Here is a 20,636-nt window from a genome sequence, read left to right as displayed (position 1 = left end):
GCGGCATGACCGGTACGGTGACGGCATGGGGAGCACGGAACTGGCGACGCTCGTGGTCGTCGCCGTGGTGCTCGTCATCGGCGTCGTCTCGTTCTTCGCGAGCCGCATCGGCGTCGCCGCGCCGCTCGCGCTGACCCTCGTCGGCGTCGGAGCGGGCGCGATCCCGGGCGTGCCGCACCTCGAGATCGAGCCGGACATCGTGCTCACGGTGATCCTGCCCCCGTTGCTCTACGCGGCCGCACGTCAGGTGCCGTTCGTCGACTTCCGCCGCAATCTCCGCGTCATCGGCACGCTCGCGGTCGTGCTCGTCATCGTCTCGGCCGTGCTCGTCGGCGTGCTCGTGCACCTGCTGTGGGCCGTCGTGCCCCTCGCGCTCGCGATCGCGCTCGGCGCCGTGGTCGCGCCTCCGGATGCCGTGGCAGCCACGAGCCTCGGCAAGCGGCTCGGCCTGCCCCCGCGCATCGTCACGATCCTCGAGGGCGAGGGGCTCGTGAACGACGCGACCGCGCTCGTGCTGCTGTCGACGGCCCTCGCGATCGTCTCGGCCACCGGCACGGCGCCGACGGGATGGAGCATCGCCCTGACCTTCCTCTGGGCGGTCGTCGGCGCGGCGCTCATCGGGGGCGTGCTCGCCGCGGTGGTCGTGGTGCTCAGGCACCGGATCACCGACCCGGTGCTCGACGCGGCGATCTCGCTCGTCGTGCCGTTCGTCGCCTACCTCGCGGGCGAGTTCGCCGGAGCGTCAGGGGTCGTGGCGGTCGTGACCGCGGGCATCCTCGTCGGCAACCAGGGCGCGTACCGCATCCGTGCCTCATTCCGGGCCGCGGAGTCGGGCACCTGGCGCACTGTGACGCTGCTCGTCGAGAACGCGGTGTTCCTCTACATGGGTTTCGAGCTCTGGCCGGTCGTGGGCGAGGTCGCGGCGGGCAACGCCCTGCTCGCGACCCTCGGCGTCGCGGGGCTCGTGATCGTGCTGCTGGTGGCCGTGCGCTTCGCGGCGATGCCTCCGCTGCTGTCCTCCATCCGCCGCCGCTACCGTCGGCACGCCGCGCGGGCCGCGCAGACCCAGGGCCGATTCGACAGCATCACCGAGGAGGACTTCCAGCGACGAGCGGCCAGCTTCCGCCGGCTGGGCATCCGCCAGTCGCCGGGGCGGAGCTTCCTGCGGGGCGTGCGGGCGGCCCTCGGGATCGTGACGAAGAAGGACCGGGCCGCACGCGACCGGGTCGTCGCGCAACTCGCCGAGCTCGAGAACGACCCGACGCCGGCGCCCGAGCTCGACGAGTCGACGCGTTCACGACTGTCCCGGTCGTTCCAGAACTTCCGCAAGCGCCTCGATCAGCGCGCCAACGACCTGACCGCCGAGCGCGACCAGGCCCTCGGATGGCGTGACGGCGTCATCCTCGGGCTGTCCGGCATGCGCGGGGTCGTCACGGTCGTCGCCGTCCAGACGGTCCCCGACGGAGCACCCATGCGTGACTCGCTCGTGCTCATCGCGTTCGCGGTCGCGATCATCACCCTCGTCGTGCAGGGTCTGCTGCTGCCGGTCGTCGTGCGGCGTCTGCATCCCGCCGCCGACGCTCCCGGGTCGGAGCGCACCGAGGTCTACGAGCTGCGCAAGCTCATGAAGGATGCCGGCGACGCAGCCGTCGCGCACGTGGCCGAGTCGTCGGCCGCATCCGGTTCACCCCTGCGGGACGGGGTGGTCGACGAGGTCGCCGCGCAGGGCACGATCTGGCTCGGCCGCCTCGAGATCTGGGCGAGCACCGACCTCACGGAACCCGACAACGAGGTCGCGCAGTTCCAACGGCTGCGGCGCGTGCAGCTCGACGCCGAGCGCGCGGCGCTGGGCGACGCGTACGAGCGCGGCGCGTACTCGTCCGAGGCGATCGAGGTGCTGCGAACCGCGCTCGACGCGGAGGAGATCTCGATGGACGCCGTCGACGCCCGCGCCTCCGGCGAGTGATCACGGCACGGCGGCGTGCTCGGCGTGCGCATGCACGTAGCCGCCGTCGGGCCTGGCTCATTCCAGTCCGTCCCGCGCCGCGGGACGCGGCGAATGTGAAGGCTGAGACTCAGAACCCCGTCTGCAGCACGACGACGCCCGGCCAGAGTGCGAAGACGACCGTCACCGGGAGGATGAGGAACACGAGCGGCACGAGCATCGCGACCTCCTTCTTGCCGGCCGCCTCGAGCAGCTCCCGCTTGGCGTCGACGCGCACGTCCTGCGCCTGCGCGCGCAGCACCTCGACGAGCGGGGTGCCGCGTTCGAGTGCACCGACGATCTGCTCGACGCTGCGGGTGAGCGGCGGCAGCTGCATCCGTCCGGCGAGCTCGGCGAGGCTGTCTGCGAGCGGGAGCCCGGTCGCCACCGCTGTCGCAACGCCGGCGAGCTCGCGAGCGAGCTCGCCGCGGCTGACGCGGGCGACCCGGCGGATCGCGTCGAGGATGCTCTCTCCCGCCGCGAGGCTCAGCGTCAGGAACTCGAGCACCGTCGGCAGCTCCTCGGCCATCCGCGCCACGCGCGCCCGCGCGGCGCGCTGCAGCAGCGTGTCGCGCACCACGACGCCGAGCACCGCGAGCACGGCGACGATGCCGACCGAGGCGAGGGGCGGCACGGCGACCGACCGGCTCGCGGTCACCGCGACGAGCACGCCGAGCCCGGCCCCGCCCGCTCCCCAGAGCAGCTGACGGATGCGGAACTCCGACGGCCGCAACGCCGAACCCGCCTGCGCGAGCCGGCGCCCGAGCGACGCCGACCCGCCCAGGAGCGCGTCGAGCAGCCGCACGAGCGGACGCGCGACCGGGGACAGCACGAGCCCGAGCACGGGCAGCGGGTTCGCCGTGCGGCGGTCGAGGTACTCGCGCGCCGCGGGCGACACGTCGACGACGAACGGCGCGACTCGGGCCATGAGCGTCGGCCGGCCGAGCCGCGGCAGAGCACTGACGACGAGCCACGCGCCGACGCCGAGGGCGAGTCCGAGCACGATGGCGAGCGGCAGCGCCGCGCTCACTCGAACCACCGCCGCTCCTCGGGCAGCCGGCCGACCGCGAGCATGATGCGGTACGCGACGACCGAGATCGCGAGCCCGATCGCGACGACGACACTGCCCGACGCCGAGTTGTAGGCCGCCGCGGCCTCGGGCCGCGTCGAGAGCAGCAGGAGCACGATCCACGGTGCCGCTACGCCGAGACGCGCGGCGACGACGACCCAGGACTGCCGCGCCTCGACCTCGGAGCGCACGGCCGCATCCGCCCGCAGGTACGACGCGAGCGCGCGCAGCACGCCCGTCAGCTCCGTGCCGCCGACCTCGCGCGACATCCGCAGCGTCTCGAGGATGCGGTCGGCCACCGGGTCGGCGAGGCGCTGCTTGAGCCGGTCGATGCTCGCCGGGAAGTCGCCGGTCGCTCGATAGTCCGCCTCGAACTCGGCGAACGCCGCCCGGGTCGCGGGCGGTCCGGTGTGCGCGAGGGCGACGACGCTGTCGGGCAGCGCGAGGCCCGACCGCACCGCCGACACCAGGTGGTCGACGACATCCGGCCAGACGATGCGGGTCGTGCGGCGCGCCGACCGGGCACGGGCGACGACGAGCACCGTGGGCAGTGCGGCGCCCACGAGCCCTGCGGCGACCGCGAGCACGACGACGGGGACGATCGCGGCCACGAGTCCGGCGGCGACCGCCCCGAGCAGCACGCTCACGACGACGAAGGTCGGCACCGTGACGCGGGCGAGCCCGGCCTGCACGAGCAGGTCTCGCAGGCGTCCCGTCTCGCGCGGGCGCTCCTCGCGCGCCGGCCACAGCCAGGGCGACGCCGCGAGGGTGAGGCCGAGGCCCAGCAGGATGCCGAGGACGACGGTCACGCCGACCTGCTCAGCACCACGGCCGGGTCGAATCCGGCGGCCGCGAACTTCGACCGGCGAGTCGGGAAGCCGCCCGTGTGCACGAGGTCGCGGCCCTCGACCTGGAAGATCGTGCTGGCCTCGATGACGCTGCCGGACGCGTGCCCGCTCGGCGCGACGATCTCCGCGACGCGACGACGGCCGTCGCGCTGCAGCTCGCAGTGCACGACGACGTCGATGACGCCCGCGACGGTCGGCACGATGAACGAGGAGTCGATGTTGCGCCCGGCGAGGAGCGGCAGCGTCGAGAGCTTCGCGAGCGCGTCGCGCGCGCTGTTGGCGTGGATCGACGACATGCCCGGCAGCCCCGAGTTGAGCGCGATGAGCAGGTCGAGGCTCTCCGCCTCGCGCACCTCGCCCACCACGAGGCGGTCGGGGCGCATCCGCAGCGCCTCCTTGATCAGGCGGCGCAGCGTGACCTCGCCGGTGCCCTCGAGGCTCGGCTGGCGGCACTGCATGGCGACCCGGTCGGTCGCGGCGAGGTCGAGCTCGAAGGTCTCCTCGACCGTGACGATCCGCTCGCTCGGCCGCGCCGCCGCGAGAAGTGCGCCGAGCATCGTCGTCTTGCCGCTCTGCGTCGCCCCCGACACGAGCACGTTCTGACCGCTCAGCACGCACATGCGCAGGTACTCGGCCGCCTGCATCGGCAGCGACCCGAGCGCCACGAGCCGCTGCAGATCGCGGATGCGGTGCACGAACTTGCGGATGTTGACGCTCCAGTGCCGCGCCGTGATGTCGGGGATGACGACGTGCAGCCGCGAGCCGTCGGGGAGGCTCGCGTCGACGAACGGAGAGCTCACGTCGACGCGCCGGCCGGAGGTCTGCAGCATCCGTTCGACGAGGTCGCGCACCTCGACGTCCGTGAGGCGGATGTCGGTCAGCTCGCTCACTCCCCCGCGCGCCGCGAACACGCGGTCGGGGCCGTTGATCCAGATCTCCTCGACGGTCTCGTCGTCGAACAGCGGCTGCAGCGCGCCGTACCCGGTGAGCGACGCGACGACCTGGCGGGTCGCGAGCGCCTCGTCGGGCAGCAGCGGCACGCTGCCGCCGAGCGCCCGCTCCGCGTAGCGCCGCACCTCGTCCCGCACGTACCGGTCGGCGACGTCGCGGTCGCGCGCCAGGTCGACGCCGTCGCGGCGCAGGCGGGCGCGCACCTCATCCGTGATCAGCGCGACCGCCTGCGACATGCCGACGATTATCGGGAGGCCGGCGCTCCCGCTCGCGCGGTGTCCACAGCCGCACGGAGCACGTCGGTCTCACGACCCGACACGTACCCGATCACTCCTCGCGCATCCACACCGCCGCATCGACGGGGAGGCGGGCGGGATCGTCGAGCGGAACGGAGCTGAGCACGACCGTCCCCGCCGGAAGGGCGATCGCGTGATCGCCGAGGTTCACGATCACGCGGATGCCCTGGTTGCGCAGGTCCATGACGTCGCCGCTCGTCCGCTCCCACGCGATCGCGCCCGCGCCGAGCGCGTGCTCCCGACGCAGTCGCAGTGCGCGCTCGTAGAAGCGCAGGGTCGACGCCGGGTCGAGGCGTTGCCGGTCCCTCGCGAGCGTCCGCCACTGCTCGGGCTGCGGCAGCCAGGAGAGCCCGGTGTCGTTGAATCCGATCGCCGTCCCATCCGCTTCCCAGGGCAGCGGGACGCGGCAGCCGTCGCGTCCGTAGCGTTCGCCCGCGCTGCGGCGCCACGCGGGATCCTGTCGGTCGGCGTCGGGGATGTCGAGCGCTTCCGGCAGGCCGAGCTCCTCGCCCTGGTAGAGGTAGGCCGAGCCGGGCAGGGCGAGCATGAGCGCCGTCGCGGCCCGCGCGCGGCGCAGTGCGGTCGCCGGGTCGGGCAGCCCGGGGGTCGACGGGCCGATGCCGTGGAAGAGCTCGGCGTCGGCCGCGAAGCCCAGCCGCGTGGCGTGCCGCACGACATCGTGATTCGAGAGCACCCAGGTCGACGGCGCGCCGACCGCGCCGAAGGCGGCGAGCGAGTCGCGGATGACGCGGCGCAGCTCCTCGGCGTCCCACGACGTGGCGAGGTAGACGAAGTTGAAGGCCTGGTGCATCTCGTCCGGTCGCACCCAGTCGGACAGGCTCGTGAGCGGGCTCACCCATGCCTCCGCGCACAGCACCCGATCGCCCGCGTAGTCGTCGAGCAGTGCGCGCCACTCGCGATAGATCGCGTGCACGCCGGGCTGCGCCCAGTGCGGGCTGGGGCGGAAGAAGTCGGTCAGATCGGGCTGGTCGTAGTCGGGCAGGCCGTGCTCCTTGTCGAGCCCGTGCGCGACGTCGACCCGGAATCCGTCGACGCCGCGATCGAGCCAGAACCGAAGGATCTCGAGGAAGCGCTCCTGCACCCAGCGATTGCTCCAGTCGAAGTCCGGCTGGGACGAGTCGAACAGGTGCAGGTACCACTGTCCCGGCTGGCCGTCGGCCTCGGCGACGCGCGTCCACGCGCGACCGTCGAAGGTCGATTGCCAGTTGTTCGGCGGCAGCTCTCCCGCCTCCCCTCGGCCGTCGCGGAAGATGTACCTGCTCCGCTCGGCCGAGCCGGGCCCGGCGGCGAGCGCCTCCCGGAACCAGCGGTGCTCGCTCGACGAGTGGTTCGGCACCAGGTCGACGATCACGCGGATGCCGAGGGCGTGCGCCGCTTCGACGAGCTCGTCGAAGTCCGCGAGGGTGCCGAAGAGGGGGTCGACGTCGCAGTAGTCGGCGACGTCGTAGCCCGCGTCGTTCTGCGGCGACGTGTAGAACGGCGAGAGCCAGACGGCGTCCGCGCCGAGCTCGGCGATCGCGTCCAGACGTCCGGTGATCCCGCGCAGGTCGCCCACGCCGTCCCCGTTCGCGTCGGCGAACGACCGCGGGTAGATCTGATAGATGACGGCGGTGCGCCACCATTCGGCGGTGGCGGTCGCACGGGCCGCATTCGGTGCGTGTTCGATCGACGTCATGGTGACGTGCTTTCCTTTCACTTTCCGGAGCCGGCACCGAGGCCGACCCGGAGGTAACGCTGCGAGACGATGAGCAGGACGATCGCCGGCAGGCTCGCGAGAACGCTCGCGGCCATCACCGTGCTCCAATCGACGTTCGGCGATGAGATGTACTCGTACACCCCGACGGTCATGGTCTTCAGTTCGGAGCCGGTGCTCAGCGTGAGGGCGAAGAGGAAGTCGCCCCACCCCGCGAGGAAGCCGAAGACGCCGGCCGTGATCAGCGCGTTGCGGCTGATCGGCGCGACGATCTGGAGCAGCGTGCGCACCGCACCCGCGCCGTCCAGGCGCGCGGCCTCGAGGACCTCCTGGTCGATCTCCAGCATGAACGAGCGCAGCAGGAGCAGCGCGAACGGCAGGCTGCCGGAGGCGTTCGCGAGGATGAGGCCGGGGATCGTATTGAGCAGGCCGATGCTCTGGAACATCGTGTAGAGCGAGTTCGACAGCACGATGCCGGGCACGATCTGGGCGATGAAGAGCGTGATCAGCACGACGTCGACGAAGCGGCTGCGCAGGCGGGACAGGCCGAAGGCGGCGGGCGCAGCGATCACGATGGACAGCAGCGCTGTGCCGATCGCGACGGCCAGGCTCGTGAGGATCGGCCCGAGCTGCTCGTCGACGGCCTTCCGGAACGACGTGAGGTCGAACGAGGGCGGGATCGCCTGGATGGTCGCGGCGGATGCGCCGGGCTGGAACGATGCGCTGACCAGCCAGTAGACGGGATAGAGCATCGCGACCAGGATGCCCACGGCGCCGAGCGTCTTGAGCCACGGCGAGAGTCGGGCTGCGGCGGTCATTGCTTCTCCTTGCGGGCGGCGAGGATCACATACGCGATGGCGAACACGAGCGTGACGAGCATCAGGATGTTGCCGACCGCCGCGCCCTCGCCGAACTGGAACTTCTTGAAGGACAGCGCGTACGCCACGGTGCCGAGCGTCTGCGTCGCATTCGCCGGGCCGCCGCCCGTGAGGATGAGCGGCAGCTCGAGCACCTTGAGCGTGTAGATGATGGTGAGCGTCGTCGACACCGCGAGCTGCGGACGGATGTTGGGCAGGGTGATGTGCCAGAACCTGGCCAGGCGACCGGCCCCGTCGAGGTTCGCCGCTTCGAGCTGGTCCTTCGGCACGTTCTGCAGCGCCGCGGTCAGGATGATCACGTAGAACGGCACGCCGAGCCAGATGTTGATGAGGATCACCGAGGCGAGCGCGAGCGCCGGATCCGCGAACGGCGAGTTGTGCAGGTGCAACAGCCCGACCAGCGGGCCGCCGTCTCTCAGCAGCCACCGCCATACCGCGGCGGTCGCGACCATGGGCAGCAGCCACGGCAGCAGGAGCGCCCCCGAGAAGAACCGGTTCCCCGGAAAGCGCGTGCTGAAGAAGGACGCGATGGCGAGGCCGATCACGAGCTGCGCCACGACGGTCACCGCGGTGATGACGATCGTGTTCACCGTGGCGAGCGGCAGAACGGACGTGGCGAGCACGCTCGCATAGTTCTCGAACCCGACCCAGGGCGCCCTGCCCGTGATGAAGGTGGCCGTGCGGAAGTCGACGAAGCTCATCCACACGTTCTTGATCAGCGGGTAGCCGAAGAAGTACAGGATGTACAGGAACGCCGGGATGACGAACGCCGCATGCACGAGCTGCTCTCGCCGAGCCGTGGTCAGACGCACTCGTGGCGCGCGAAGCGACCCGGCGGTGCGTGGTGGAGATGGGGTCATCGGTGTCCCGATCGGCTCAGTCGCCGGCGACCTTCGCGAGGGCGGTCGCCGGATCGGTGCCGTTGGCCAGGGCATCCTGCACGGCCGTCGCGATGCGCTCGTTCTGGTCCCCGGTCTTCTCCGGATCGCGGAGGTAGGCGCCATCGATCAGGTCGATGAGGGCGGCCTCATCCGGGTTCGCGTCGAGATAGGCGTCCGCGATCGTCGTCTTGCTCGGGGTGCGGTGGGACGCCATCGCCATCGCCAGTGAGTTCTTGTCGTCCGTGATGCAGGCGAGGACCTTCGCCGCGGCGGCCTGGTGGGCGTCGTCCGTGGTCGGGATCGTCCACAGCTCGCCGCCGATCGGAGAGACCGGGGTGCCCGTGCCGTCCGGCGTCGGCACCGGGAAGACCCCCATGTTCATGCCGAGACCCTCGGAGAAGAGCCAGGAGCCGGACATCACCATGGCCGCCTTGTCGGCGCGGAACGCATCCTGCGCGTCCCAGCCGATCGTCGTCGCCGAAGCGCTGGTCGAGCCGTCGTCGAGCAGGCCCTTCCACAGCTGGAGCGCCTCGACGGCGGCCGGGCTGTCGAGCTCGGCCGGGTCTCCGCCCGCGCTGAGCAGGAAGGGCAGGAAGACGTACGGGCCGGTGCCGCTGTCGGCCGAGAGCGCGAAACCCTGGATGTCGGGGGTCGTGAGCGTCTTCGCGGCGGCGCGCAGTTCGGCGAACGTCGTCGGCACGGCCACTCCCGCGGCGTCGAAGATGTCCTTGTTGTAGAAGACGCCGACGGTGTTCACCCCGGGCGCGATGCCGTAGAGCTCGCCGTCGTACGACCCCATGTCCTCGACGATCGGGTAGTAGTCGCTCGCATCGAGGTCGAAGTCCGAGAGCGGATTGAGCACGCCCGTCTCGGCGACGCGCGAGAGGTCCGTCCCCTCCAGGTAGAGCAGATCCGGCAGGTCGCCCGACGTCGCCGCCTGGATGACCTTCGCGGTCAGGTCACCGGGAGGGAAGTCCTCGAGCTTCGCCTTCACGCCGGTGGTGGCCGCGCACGCGTCGAAGGCCGCCTTGTTCGGCTTCTGGAACGAGTCGTACGGCAGACCCGTCCAGACGGTGATCTCGTCCACTGCGGCGTCGGTCGCGGGGGACGCGGCGCAGCCGGACAGGACTGTCGCGACGGCGGCGACGGCGGATGCGGCGATCAGGCCCCGGGTCTTCGGGCGGATGGTGGGCATCGGACTCACTCTCTTGCTGCTCTCGTCGTCGATCATCGATCGACTTCTGGTTTCATCGTCTCCGTCGTCGATTCGTATCACGCACCGTATCCGTCGCCCTGGCCCGCCGTCATCGAAAGAGGGGCGATGTAACACAGATTTCACACCGCGATGCGTGATCCGTAATCGATGAGATTGTTGATACAATCGACAGCGGGGTCGGAGAACACGACGCCTGCGCCCGCACGCCGACCCCGCACGACAACAGAGAGGTCGCACGGATGCCGCAGAGGAAGAACGCGTCGATGACGGACGTGGCCCGCTTGGCCGGCGTGTCGCAGAGCACGGTGTCGTACGTCCTGAACTCGACCCGGCCGATCTCGGAGAAGGTCCGTGCGCGCGTGCTCGCCGCGGCGGCCGAGCTCGCATACACCCCCCGAGCCGCCGCCCAGGCGCTGCGCGGCGGCTCGACGAACACGATCGCGCTCTCCGTGCCGGACGGCGTCGGCGGCGCGGACGGCTGGCTCGGCCTCTACCTGCTGCAGGTCACCGCGGCGGCCCGCGCCCGGGGATACGACCTCCTGATCGCGAGCGAGACGCACTCCGAGCCGCAGTCGATCCTCGACATCATGCGCGGCGGGCGCGCGGACGGCGTCATCCTGATGTCCACGCGCCCCGGTGACCGCCGGGCGAGCGCCCTGGAAGAACTCGGCATGCCGACGGTCGCCATCGGCGAGCCGCTCGAGGGGTCCCTCCCCTTCGTCGACTACGACTTCCGACGCGCGACCGCCCTCGCCGTCGGTCATCTCGCGGGACGGGGGCACACCTCGATCGCCTATGCCGGTCCCCGGGAGCAGGAGCGTCGGGGCGGATACCTCTACGTCGATCGCACGGTCGACGGCATCGGGCGCGCTGCGCACGACGCGGGCGTGCGGGTCTCATCCCACTTCCCCGAGGACGATCCCGTGGCCGACGATCGCGCCTTCCGTGCGCTGCTCGATCGAGACGCGCCCACCGCGCTCGTCGTCACGCAGAGCTTCACCGCGACCGACCGCCTCATCGCTGCCTTCATCGACGCGCGCCACCCCGACGATCCGCGGCTCGACATCGTCACCTTCGGCACGTCCGGCCTTCCCGGGGACGCGCCCCGCACGGTGGCGATCGTCGATCCCGTCGACACTCTGGCGCGGGCCGCCATCGACGCGCTCATCGACCTGCTCGCCGGGCGCGGATCCGTCTCACGGATCGTCAGCCCGCACACGCTCATCCCGTCGGCGGGGTGATCGACGGGGTGATCGGCGGCCCGGATGCGCGGCGTTACTGCCGCGAGCGGCGTTGCCGGCGCGCCCGCACGATCTCGACGGCGCGATTCACGACGCGCTTGGCGCCGACGTTGACCTTCGCCGCACCGCGGAACTCGGTGCCGAGGATCGCCAGCCCGCCGAGCGAGATGAGTGTGCCCGGACCGGGCAGCGGCATGAGCACGACACCGAGGGCGACGGTCGCGCCGCCGACGACCCCGACGCCGGCGCGGTACACCCGGTCGGCGCGCGGGCTGCGACGGATGACGCCACGCACCCGGCTCGCCGTCACCCGCACCGCTCCGCGGCTTCCGGCACCGGACCGGGTCGTTCGGGCGGCGCCCGCATCCGTCGTCATGGGCCAGACGCTAGACGGTCTCGCTGGGGATGCAATGGACGCGAGCCCTGCGACGTCTGGTGGATGGGACCTGCGGACGAACGGAGAGCGGATGCCGCTCGCCGCGGTCGCGGACGTGCTCGACACACAGGGTTGAGCGACGGCCCGCTCACTACACTTGGGGGCGCCCGCGGGAGTGGTGGAACTGGCAGACACGCAGGATTTAGGTTCCTGTGCCGAAAGGCGTGAGGGTTCGAGTCCCTTCTCCCGCACGGTCGATCCGGCCCGGGCACAGCGACCACAACGACTGGAGCAGCCTCGTGGCCCCCACCGCTCTTCTCCCCTTCCTCGATCCGCATCACCTCGCGGGCTTCGGTGCGATCTCGCTGCTCATCGTGTGCGGGATCGTCTTCGCCGAGACGGGACTGCTCGTCGGCTTCATCCTCCCCGGCGACACGCTGCTCGTCATCATGGGCATCCTGACGTTCAACGGCGCCGTGCCGATCCCGATCTGGTGGGTCTGCCTCGCGATCTCGTTCGCCGCGTTCCTCGGCGGCGAGGTCGGGTATCTGATCGGGCACAAGGTGGGCCCGCGCATCTTCGAACGCAAGGAGAGCGGCCTCTTCAGCCGCGCGAACGTCGTCCGCACCAATCAGTTCTTCGAGCGCTTCGGCGGACTCGCCGTGATCATCGCCCGATTCGTTCCGATCGTGCGCACCTTCGCCCCGATCGCCGCCGGCGTCGGCCACATGAGCTATCGCAAGTACTCGCTCTACAACATCATCGGCGCGTTCATCTGGGGTTCGGGCGTCACGCTCGCGGGCTTCCTGCTCGGGTACATCCCGCCGGTCGCGGCGTTCGTCGAGAAGTACATCGACATGATCCTCATCGGAGCCGTGCTCATCGCCGTCGTTCCGACCGCCTTCCACTACGTGCGCGGCGCCCGTAAGGCACGTCGCGCACGCGAGGAGGGAACGGATGCCGACGGCGGCGCCCTCACGCTCGATCGATCGGCGTTCGACCAGGACCGCTCGAACGACAAGCCCGCGGGTTAGCCACGGGTCGGCTCGCGGTCAGCCGGCGATCCAGATCGCGTCCCGTGCCGTGGGCGGCACGTCGTCGCGACCCACAGCCGTGCCGACGCCGATCCCCGCGGCGTCGAGCAGCCGCAGCACGGCCGGGTCGCGGTCGCTGATGCGCACGATCGTGCCACGGATGCCGCCGTCCGCGTCGGCGAGGAGCACGGCATCCGGAACCGTCACCCGGCCCTCGCGCGTCGGGATCGGGTCGCCGTGCGGATCCGCGGCCGGGCGGCCGAGCTGGTCGTCGATCGCGTCGAGCATGCGGTCGGGCAGCGCGTGCTCGAGCTCCTCGGCCACGTCGTGCACCTCGTCCCAGCGGTAGTCGAACTGCCGCACGAGCCACGTCTCGATGAGGCGGTGCCGTCGCACCATCCGCAGCGCCAGCTCGCGCCCCGGCGCGGTGAGCGTGACGGCGCCGTAGCGCTCGTGCAGCAGCAGCCCCTCGGCGACGAGACGCTTGACCATCTCCGTGGCGGTCGACGGCGCGAGCCCGAGCCGGGCAGCGATGCCTCCGCTCGTGATCGGGGTGGGCTGCCACTCGGTGTGCGCGTACACGACCTTCACGTAGTCCTCGATCGCCGTCGGCGTCGGGCGGCGATCGCGCGCGGGCGTCATGGGCGTCATGGGCGTCATGGGCCCATTGTGGCGGGCGTCTGGTGCTGGCGTCTGGTGCTGGCGTCTGGTGCATCCGTTCCGGCTACTGGAGTTCGTGCACCGTGGTGCGGCAACTCCAGTAGCCGAAACGCATGCCCGTTCCGGGAGGAAACCGGCGCTCCCGCCCGGCGACGAAACCCGGCGCTCAGCCGGCGAACGTCAGCACGATGAGCACGACGTTGATCGCGATGATCCCCGCGGTCGCCACCCAGCTCACGGCGCGCAGCGGCACGCTCGTCACGAATGAGCCCATGACGCGCCGCGAGCCGGCGAGCGAGATCAGCGGTACGAGCGCGAACGGGATCCCGAAGCTCAGCGCGACCTGGCTCACGACGAGCGCGAGAGTCGGATCGATGCCGAGGCCGAGGATGACGAGCGCGGGGATGAGGGTGACGACCCGACGCGCGAGCAGCGGCACGCGCACCCGCAGAAGGCCGCCCATGACCACCGACCCGGCGTAGGTGCCGACGGAGGTCGAGGCCAGACCGGATGCCAGCAGCCCGATCGCGAAGGCCGCCGCGATCACCGGACCCAGCGCATCCGCGATGATCGCGTGCGCGCCCTCGATGGTGTCCGTGCCCGCGGCGCCGCGCAGGCTCGACGCCGCGAGCACGAGCATCGAGAGGTTGATCGCGCCGGCGATGACGAGAGCGAGGGCGACGTCCCAGCGCGTTGCGCGGATGAGAGTGCGGATGCGGCCGGGCGCGAGCCCGCCGCCGTGGCGGTCGCGCACGAGCGCGGAGTGCAGATAGATGACGTGCGGCATGACGGTCGCGCCGAGCATGCTCGACGCGAGGAGCACCGAGTCGGTGCCGTCGAATCGCGGCAGGATGCCCGCGGCGAACTCCGCGCCGTCGACGGGGCTGACGAGCAGGCCCGAGACGAACCCGACGAGGATGACCGCGAGCAGGGTGACGATCACGACCTCGAACGAGCGCTGCCCGCGGTGCGTCTGCACGACGAGCAGCGCCATCGACGCGAGGCCGATGATGACCCCGCCGAGCAGCAGGTGCAGGCCGAAGAGCAGGTGCAGCGCGATCGCGCCGCCGAGCACCTCGGCGAGGTCCGTCGCCGCCGCGACGAGCTCGGCCTGCAGCCAGAACGCTCGGCGCGGCCAGCGCCGCAGCCGCCGGCCGAGCAGCTCGGGCAGGCTCGACCCGGTGACGAGCCCGAGTTTCGCCGACTGGTACTGCACGATGACCGCCACGGCGTTCGCGACGAGCAGCACCCAGACGAGCAGGTAGCCGTAGCGCGCCCCCGCGGTCACGTTCGCGGCGACGTTGCCCGGGTCCACGTACGCGATCGCCGCGACGAACGCGGGTCCGAGCAGCAGTGCGAGCCGGCCGCGGGGCGGAGCCGGAGTCCGCAGCGCAGATTTCGGCACCCCGAAACTCTATCGCCGCGCGGCCACTCGACGCGCCGGCCGTGCTAGCGATGCACGTGCGCCTCGTGCTCCGCGTGTTCGGCGACCTCGATCTGGAACGTCGAGTGCGCCACGTCGAAGTGCTCGGTCAGGCAGCTGCCGAGCCGGTCGAGCAGGTCGTCGGCATACCCCTTGACGAGGATCGCGGGCTGCACGACGACGTGCGCGGTGAACACCGGCGCGCCCGAGGTGATCTGCCAGACGTGCACGTCGTGCACGCCGACGACTCCCGCCGTCCCGAGGATGTGCGCGCGGATCTGCTCGACATCCGTTCCGCGGGGCGCCGCGTCGCTGAGCACGTGCACGACGTCGCGCAGCAGCATGACCGCGCGCGGCAGGATGAGCGCCGCGATGACGAGCGAGGCGATCGCGTCGGCCGCGCCGAACCCGGTGGTCAGGATGACGACGGATGCCACGATCGCCGCGATCGAACCGAGCGTGTCGCCGAGCACGTCCAGATACGCGGCGCGCAGGTTGATCGAGCGGTTCACTCCGCCGCGCAGCACGAGGGCGGCCACGACGTTCGCGACGAGTCCCGCGATGGCGACGGCGAGCATCCCGCCGCTCGCGACGTGCGCGTCGCCCTGAACGAGCCGCGCGACGGCCTCCACGGCGACGCCGATCGCGATGAGCGCGAGCAGCGCGCCGTTGACGAGCGCGCCGAACACCTCGGCACGACGGAAGCCGAACGTCGCCCGGTCGGTCGCGGGCCGCGCCGCGACGACGGATGCCACGATCGCGACCCCGAGCGCGAGCGCGTCCGAGAGCATGTGGCCGGCGTCTCCGAGCAGCGCGAGGCTGCCGGTCAGCGCCGCGCCGACGACCTCGACCCCGAGGAACGCGACCGTGATGACGAGCGCGACGACGAGCCGGCGCCGGTCGGCGCCCGCGTGGTGGTCGTGCTCGTTGCTCACCCGTCCAGCGTAGGCCGCCACCCCGTCGGTCGAGGAGTGCTTCCGCTCCCCCGCTGGTCGAGGAGCCCGCCACCCCGCCGGTCGAGGAGCCCGCCACCCCGCTGGTCGAGGAGCCCGCGAGCGCAGCGAGCCGGCGTCTCGAGACCACGCGCCCCGCCGGTCGAGGAGCCCGCGAGCGCAGCGAGCCGGCGTCTCGAGACCACGCGCCCCGCCGGTCGAGGAGCCCGCGAGCGCAGCGAGCCGGCGTCTCGAGACCACCACGGATCGTCAACGGGGCGGTGGTTTCGAGACGCGTCCTCGCTCCGCTCGGGCGCTCCTCAACCAACGGAGGGGCGACGGCGTCCCACCCCGCCGGTCGAGGAGCCCGCGAGCGCAGCGAGCCGGCGTCTCGAGACCACCACGGATCGTCAACGGGGCGGTGGTTTCGAGACGCGTCCTCGCTCCGCTCGGGCGCTCCTCAACCAGCGGAGGGGCGACGGCGTCCCACCCCGCCGGTCGAGGAGCCCGCGAGCGCAGCGAGCCGGCGTCTCGAGACCACCACGGATCGTTAAGGGGGCGGTGGTTTCGAGACGCGTCCTCGCTCCGCTCGGGCGCTCCTCAACCAACGGGGCGTCGCGCGCTCCTCAACCAGCGGGGCGTCGCGCGCTCCTCGACCGGCGGGACGTCGCGCGCTCCTCAACCAGCGGGCGGGAGCAGGCGGGCTCGCACGACGGGCATGATCGCCGCGAACGCCCGCGCCCGGTGGCTGATCGCGTTCTTCTCGTCCGCGGTCAGCTCGGCGGCGCTCACATCCAGACCAAGAGGTCGGAAGATCGGGTCGTAGCCGAAGCCGCCGACGCCCGCCGGCTCGCGCAGCACCGTTCCCGGCCAGACGCCGAGCTCGACGTGCTCGAAGCCGTCCGCGACCAGGGCTGCGGCGCAGAAGAACCGGGCGGCGCGGTCATCCGTCTGCCCGAGGTTCGCAAGCAGCAGCTCGAGGTTGTCGCGATCGACGCGGCTGCCCGCGTAGCGCGCCGAGCGGATGCCGGGCGCACCGCCCAGGGCGTCGACCGAGATGCCCGAGTCGTCCGCGATCGCCGGCAGCCCGGTGTGCGCGTGCGCGGCACGGGCCTTGATGAGCGCGTTGGCCTCGAACGTGTCGCCGTCCTCGACGGGCTCGGGGCCGTCGTAGCCGATGAGGTCGATGCCGTCGAGCGCGGCGCCGAGGATGCGGCGCAGCTCCTCGACCTTGTGGGCGTTGTGGGTGGCGAGGACGAGCTGCACGCTCACGCGAGGGCCTCGCGCTGGATCTCGGCGAGCGTCGCGTTGCCGGCGAGCGCGAGGTCGAGCAGCGCATCGAGCTCGCGGCGGTCGAACGGCGCCCCCTCGGCGGTCCCCTGCACCTCGACGAAGAGTCCGCGCCCGGTGACGACGACGTTCATGTCGGTCTCGGCCTTCGAGTCCTCGACGTAGGGCAGGTCGAGGCGGGGCTCGCCGTCGATGATGCCGACCGAGATCGCGGACACCGAGTCGCGCAGCGCGACCGCGTTCTTGCCGATGAGGCCCTTCGCGCGCCCCCACTCGATCGCGTCGTGCAGCGCGACGTACGCTCCCGTGATCGCGGCGGTTCGCGTGCCGCCGTCCGCCTGCAGCACGTCGCAGTCGATCACGATCGTGTTCTCGCCGAGCGCCTTCGTGTCGATGATCGCGCGCAGACTGCGGCCGATGAGCCGGCTGATCTCGTGCGTGCGGCCGCCGACCTTGCCCTTGACGCTCTCGCGGTCCATCCGGTCGTTCGTCGAGCGCGGCAGCATGCCGTACTCCGCGGTCACCCAGCCCTTGCCCTTGCCGGTGAGCCAGCGCGGCACGCCGTTCGTGAAGCTCGCGGTGCACAGCACGCGCGTGCCGCCGAACGAGATGAGCGCGCTGCCCTCGGCCTGCGCGCTCCACCCCCGCTCGATCGTCACGGGACGCAGCTCGTCGTTCGCGCGGCCGTCGGGTCGGGTCATCGTGTCTCCTCGGTCGGAGCCCGGAGCTCCTGGATCGTGCGGATGAAGTGCTCGGCGCGGTCCGCGTAGTCGCGGTACGCACCGTAGCTGGGGGCTGCGGGGCTCAGCAGCACGGATGTCGCGCCCAGCGCGATCGCGCGGCCCACGGCATCCGGAAGGTCGTTCGCGAGCTGCGTCTCGACGCCGGACGCCGCCGCGATCTCGGCGAGGATGCGCTCGCCGCTCGGCGGCAGGCCGACGACGGCGCGGATGGGGTGGGCGGCGAGCTGCGCCGCGAGGGGCGCGTAGTCGACACCGCGGTCCTGTCCGCCGACGAGCAGCACGGCGCCGCGATCCGGGAACGCCTTGAGCGCCTCGATCGCGGCGAACGGCGTCGTCGAGAGGGAGTCGTTGACGAAGGCGATCTCGCCGCGGGGGTCGTCGATCGGCTGCAGGCGGTGCGGCAGCGGCCGGAAGGCTTCCAGCCGGGCCGCGGCGTCGGCGGCCGGAACGCGCTCCCCCGCGCCCCGACCCGGCACGGCGCGCACGCTCGCCGCGTCGGCCGCCGCGAGCGCGAGCGCCGCGTTGAGGGCGTTGTGCCGTCCGAGAACCTGGAGTTCGTGCACCGGGAGCACGAACTCCACCTCGCCACCAGGCATCACCTCGCGGGCGATCCAGTCGACGCCGTCGCGCGCCTCGAGACGGTAGGCCGCGGGCGAGCCGTCGGGGCGGATGCCGACCCACGTCACGCTCGACGGCGGGACGAAGCGCGAGACCCACGCCACGACATCCGCGTTCTCGCCGTTCGCGACGACCACGCGAGGCGAGTGCCGCAGCACGTTGAGCTTGTCGGTGTAGTACGCCTCGAGGCCGCCGTGCCAGTCGAGGTGCTCGGGGAACAGGCTCGTCACGACCGCGACGTCGGGCGAGACGGTGAGCGACTGGCACTGGTAGCTGGAGAGCTCGACGACGTACTGCGGCGCCGCGTCCATGGCGAGCAGCGGCAGGCCGATGTTGCCGCCGAACCCGCTGCCCGGCAGCAGCGCGTGCGCGAGCGAGCTCGTGGTGCTCTTGCCCTTGCTACCCGTGACGCCGATCGTCGTGCCGGCGTGCTCGCCCAGCCAGAGGTCGGTGCCGCTCGTGATCGGCAGGCCGGCCGCGGCGAGCGCCGCCACGAGCGGATGGTGCGGCGGGATGCCGGGCGACTTCACGGCGACATCGGCTGCGGGATCCGCGGCGAGCAGCCGCTCGGGGCTCGGCGCGACGAGCACCGGCACGTCGGCCGGCCAGTCGGGCGGAGCGGCCGCATCCGTCGTCGCGACGATGGCGGCGGCGGTCCCGCGCAGCGCGTCGACGGCGGCTCGGCCCTCGCGTCCGGCGCCGAGCACGATGACGCGCCGCCCGGCCAGTCCCTCGAGGGTGAACGATTCAGACGAGCGCATACCGGGCCTCGGAGTACGGCGACGGCAGCGGCTCGGCGGGCGCCTCGCCGAACACCTGCGCCTCGAGCGCCGGCGATCCCTGCGCGAGGCCCGGGATCTCGGCGTGCAGCGCGCGCAGCACGACACTCGCAGCCCAGTGCGGATGCCGGCTCGCGAGCGAGGCGGCGACCGTGCACTCGGCCTCCTCGCCGACGCACTCGAACGGCTTGTGCGCGTCGAGCCCCATGAGGGCGCGGTAGCCGGGCAGCTGGGTCTCGTCGGCGAACATGTCCGTGCCGATGATCGCGATGAGGCGATCGGGCGGCATGACGGCCGACAGCGCGAGGAAGACGAAGCGGCATTTGTCGCAGTCGCCGCACCAGCCGGGGTCGCCCGCGCCCATCCGGAACGCGCGGTTGCAGCTCACGATGCTCGCGTCGTACCGGTCGGTCTTCGCGAACGCGCGCGCGATGCGCAACTCGGTGAACGGGCGCAGCAGCGAGAAGTACGCGCCGGCGATCCCCGCCTGCGGCTCGAGCACGGCCGCCAGCATCCGCTCCGCCTCGAGCGACTTCGACCACTGGTGATTGACTGCCTCGCCGTGCCAGTCGAGGGTGGGGTCGCTCGCGCTCGACTCGTTCGACATGACCACCGGCCCGAGGCCGAGCAGCCGCGCCTGCGCGATCGCGATGAGGGAGTTCATCGCCGTGACCGGCACGTGGCCGTTGCGCGCGCCGCGGGCGTTGAGCTCCAGCAGCGCGGGGTCGATCGTGCGGCGCGCCTCGACGAGCGGGAGGCCGCTCGCCTCGGCGACGCGGCGGATCACGACGTTCGGGTTCACCGCGAACTGCACCGGGTCGACGCCGGCGGCGCGCAGCGACTCGACGCTCACGACGGAGTCCTTGCCGCCGCCGATCGGCACGAGCGGCGCGCCATCGGGAACGACGGATGCGGTGCATGCCCGAGCGGGACGGCGATGCTCGATCACCGGCTCGACCTTGCCCGGCAGGCCCGCGCGGTAGGCGAACTCGGCGAGCCCCTCGCGGTACACGGCGCGGAGGTACCCGACCGCCTCGGCGGTCAGTCCCTCGGCGTCGATCCGGATGCGGCCGGGCGCCGCCGCCTTGAAGTAGCTCGTGCCGAGCACGCCCCCGAGCAGCGCGACCACCCGTTCCACCCCCGCTGGCTGAGGAGCGTCGGCACCCGCTGGTTGCGGAGCGCCGGCGCCCGCTGGTTGAGGAGCGCCGGCGCCCGCTGGTTGAGGAGCGCCGGGAGCGAAGCGAGCGTCGCGTCTCGAAACCAGCCCCGCCTCAACCGACCCGCCATGGTCTCGAGACGCGACCTCGCTGCGCTCGGACGCTCCTCGACCAGCGAGAGGCTCCACCTCGCCACCCGCTGGTTGAGGAGCGCCGGGAGCGAAGCGAGCGTCGCGTCTCGAAACCAGCCCCGCCTCAACCGACCCGCCATGGTCTCGAGACGCGACCTCGCTGCGCTCGGACGCTCCTCGACCAGCGGAGTGCTCCACCTCGAACGCGACCTCGCTGCGCTCGGACGCTCCTCGACCAGCGGAGTACTCCACCTCGAACGCGACCCGCTCGGTGAAGACAACGCGATCCGCGACATCCGCTCCCTCGAGTGCGAAGTCGAACTCGGCGGTCTCGCCGTCGAACCGCCAGCCCGCGTACACGAACGTGTCGATGCGGGCCGGGTCGAAGCTCCCGATCCCCGCGTGCTGCACCCGT

The 20,636-nt window shown here is 71.9% G+C and carries 18 protein-coding genes and 1 tRNA gene; 4 read left to right on the top strand and 15 right to left on the bottom strand.

The features are described 5' to 3' along the window. Positions 1–25: 25 nt before the first annotated feature. The gene (locus tag QT381_RS11175; protein WP_289249019.1) at positions 26–1,966 is read left to right on the top strand and encodes a cation:proton antiporter; all 1,941 of its coding nucleotides are present in this window, start codon (positions 26–28) and stop codon (positions 1,964–1,966) included. A gap of 109 nt (positions 1,967–2,075) precedes the next feature. Here QT381_RS11175 and QT381_RS11170 read toward each other — a convergent pair whose 3' ends face one another. The 7 genes from QT381_RS11170 to QT381_RS11140 form a co-directional block, all read right to left on the bottom strand. Continuing rightward, complete coding sequence (locus QT381_RS11170) at positions 2,076–3,023, bottom strand: type II secretion system F family protein (protein WP_289249018.1); 948 nt, start codon at positions 3,021–3,023, stop codon at positions 2,076–2,078. Next, positions 3,011–3,862, bottom strand: a complete 852-nt coding sequence (locus QT381_RS11165) for a type II secretion system F family protein (RefSeq protein ID WP_289249017.1) — start codon at positions 3,860–3,862, stop codon at positions 3,011–3,013. The genes QT381_RS11170 and QT381_RS11165 overlap by 13 nt, the downstream gene beginning before the upstream one ends. Then, on the bottom strand, positions 3,859–5,088 hold the full coding sequence (locus QT381_RS11160; RefSeq protein WP_289249016.1) for a TadA family conjugal transfer-associated ATPase: 1,230 nt from the start codon (positions 5,086–5,088) through the stop codon (positions 3,859–3,861). Before QT381_RS11160 ends, QT381_RS11165 begins: the two co-directional genes overlap by 4 nt. A gap of 91 nt (positions 5,089–5,179) precedes the next feature. Continuing rightward, positions 5,180–6,844 (bottom strand): glycoside hydrolase family 13 protein, encoded by a 1,665-nt coding sequence (locus QT381_RS11155; protein WP_289249015.1) that lies wholly within the window; start codon positions 6,842–6,844, stop codon positions 5,180–5,182. Positions 6,845–6,861: 17 nt separating this feature from the next. After that, positions 6,862–7,680 (bottom strand): carbohydrate ABC transporter permease, encoded by an 819-nt coding sequence (locus QT381_RS11150; protein WP_289249014.1) that lies wholly within the window; start codon positions 7,678–7,680, stop codon positions 6,862–6,864. Next, the gene (locus tag QT381_RS11145) at positions 7,677–8,519 is read right to left on the bottom strand and encodes a carbohydrate ABC transporter permease (RefSeq protein WP_289249013.1); all 843 of its coding nucleotides are present in this window, start codon (positions 8,517–8,519) and stop codon (positions 7,677–7,679) included. The genes QT381_RS11150 and QT381_RS11145 overlap by 4 nt, the downstream gene beginning before the upstream one ends. A gap of 97 nt (positions 8,520–8,616) precedes the next feature. After that, positions 8,617–9,816: an extracellular solute-binding protein gene (locus tag QT381_RS11140; protein ID WP_289249012.1), complete on the bottom strand. Its 1,200-nt coding sequence runs from the start codon at positions 9,814–9,816 to the stop codon at positions 8,617–8,619. 284 nt (positions 9,817–10,100) lie between these two features. Here QT381_RS11140 and QT381_RS11135 point away from each other — a divergent pair, with 284 nt between their 5' ends. Beyond that, on the top strand, positions 10,101–11,078 hold the full coding sequence (locus QT381_RS11135; RefSeq protein WP_289249011.1) for a LacI family DNA-binding transcriptional regulator: 978 nt from the start codon (positions 10,101–10,103) through the stop codon (positions 11,076–11,078). Between the two features lie 34 nt (positions 11,079–11,112). Here QT381_RS11135 and QT381_RS11130 read toward each other — a convergent pair whose 3' ends face one another. Next, on the bottom strand, positions 11,113–11,454 hold the full coding sequence (locus QT381_RS11130; protein ID WP_289249010.1) for a PGPGW domain-containing protein: 342 nt from the start codon (positions 11,452–11,454) through the stop codon (positions 11,113–11,115). Between the two features lie 169 nt (positions 11,455–11,623). On the opposite strand from QT381_RS11130, the gene QT381_RS11125 reads away from it, so the two are divergent. After that, a tRNA-Leu gene (locus QT381_RS11125) sits at positions 11,624–11,705 on the top strand. 48 nt (positions 11,706–11,753) lie between these two features. Further along, a complete protein-coding gene (locus QT381_RS11120; protein WP_289249009.1) occupies positions 11,754–12,488 on the top strand; it encodes a DedA family protein in 735 nt (244 codons plus the stop codon). 18 nt (positions 12,489–12,506) lie between these two features. Here QT381_RS11120 and QT381_RS11115 read toward each other — a convergent pair whose 3' ends face one another. From QT381_RS11115 to QT381_RS11085, 7 genes are all read right to left on the bottom strand, one after another. After that, the gene (locus tag QT381_RS11115; protein ID WP_289249008.1) at positions 12,507–13,148 is read right to left on the bottom strand and encodes a metal-dependent transcriptional regulator; all 642 of its coding nucleotides are present in this window, start codon (positions 13,146–13,148) and stop codon (positions 12,507–12,509) included. 166 nt (positions 13,149–13,314) lie between these two features. Next, positions 13,315–14,553 carry an Nramp family divalent metal transporter gene (locus QT381_RS11110; RefSeq protein WP_289249007.1) on the bottom strand — a complete coding sequence of 413 codons (1,239 nt, stop codon included), beginning with the start codon at positions 14,551–14,553 and terminating at the stop codon, positions 13,315–13,317. Positions 14,554–14,597: 44 nt separating this feature from the next. After that, a complete protein-coding gene (locus QT381_RS11105; protein WP_289249006.1) occupies positions 14,598–15,506 on the bottom strand; it encodes a cation diffusion facilitator family transporter in 909 nt (302 codons plus the stop codon). A gap of 675 nt (positions 15,507–16,181) precedes the next feature. After that, positions 16,182–16,769 carry an RdgB/HAM1 family non-canonical purine NTP pyrophosphatase gene (gene rdgB, locus QT381_RS11100; RefSeq protein ID WP_289249030.1) on the bottom strand — a complete coding sequence of 196 codons (588 nt, stop codon included), beginning with the start codon at positions 16,767–16,769 and terminating at the stop codon, positions 16,182–16,184. 2 nt (positions 16,770–16,771) lie between these two features. Beyond that, positions 16,772–17,494 (bottom strand): ribonuclease PH, encoded by a 723-nt coding sequence (rph, locus tag QT381_RS11095; protein WP_289249005.1) that lies wholly within the window; start codon positions 17,492–17,494, stop codon positions 16,772–16,774. Further along, positions 17,491–18,915, bottom strand: coding sequence for a UDP-N-acetylmuramoyl-L-alanine--D-glutamate ligase (murD, locus tag QT381_RS11090; RefSeq protein ID WP_289249004.1), 1,425 nt, complete (start codon positions 18,913–18,915; stop codon positions 17,491–17,493). Before murD ends, rph begins: the two co-directional genes overlap by 4 nt. After that, positions 18,902–20,632, bottom strand: coding sequence for a MurL-like N-terminal domain-containing (locus QT381_RS11085; protein WP_289249003.1), 1,731 nt, complete (start codon positions 20,630–20,632; stop codon positions 18,902–18,904). Before QT381_RS11085 ends, murD begins: the two co-directional genes overlap by 14 nt. Between the last annotated feature and the right edge of the window lie 4 nt (positions 20,633–20,636).

It is taken from the genome of Galbitalea sp. SE-J8, assembly GCF_030345695.1.
In the GTDB taxonomy this organism is placed as follows: domain Bacteria; phylum Actinomycetota; class Actinomycetes; order Actinomycetales; family Microbacteriaceae; genus JAUASV01.
Note: the sequence above shows the minus strand (reverse complement) of the source record. Positions and strands in the feature narration are given on the sequence as shown.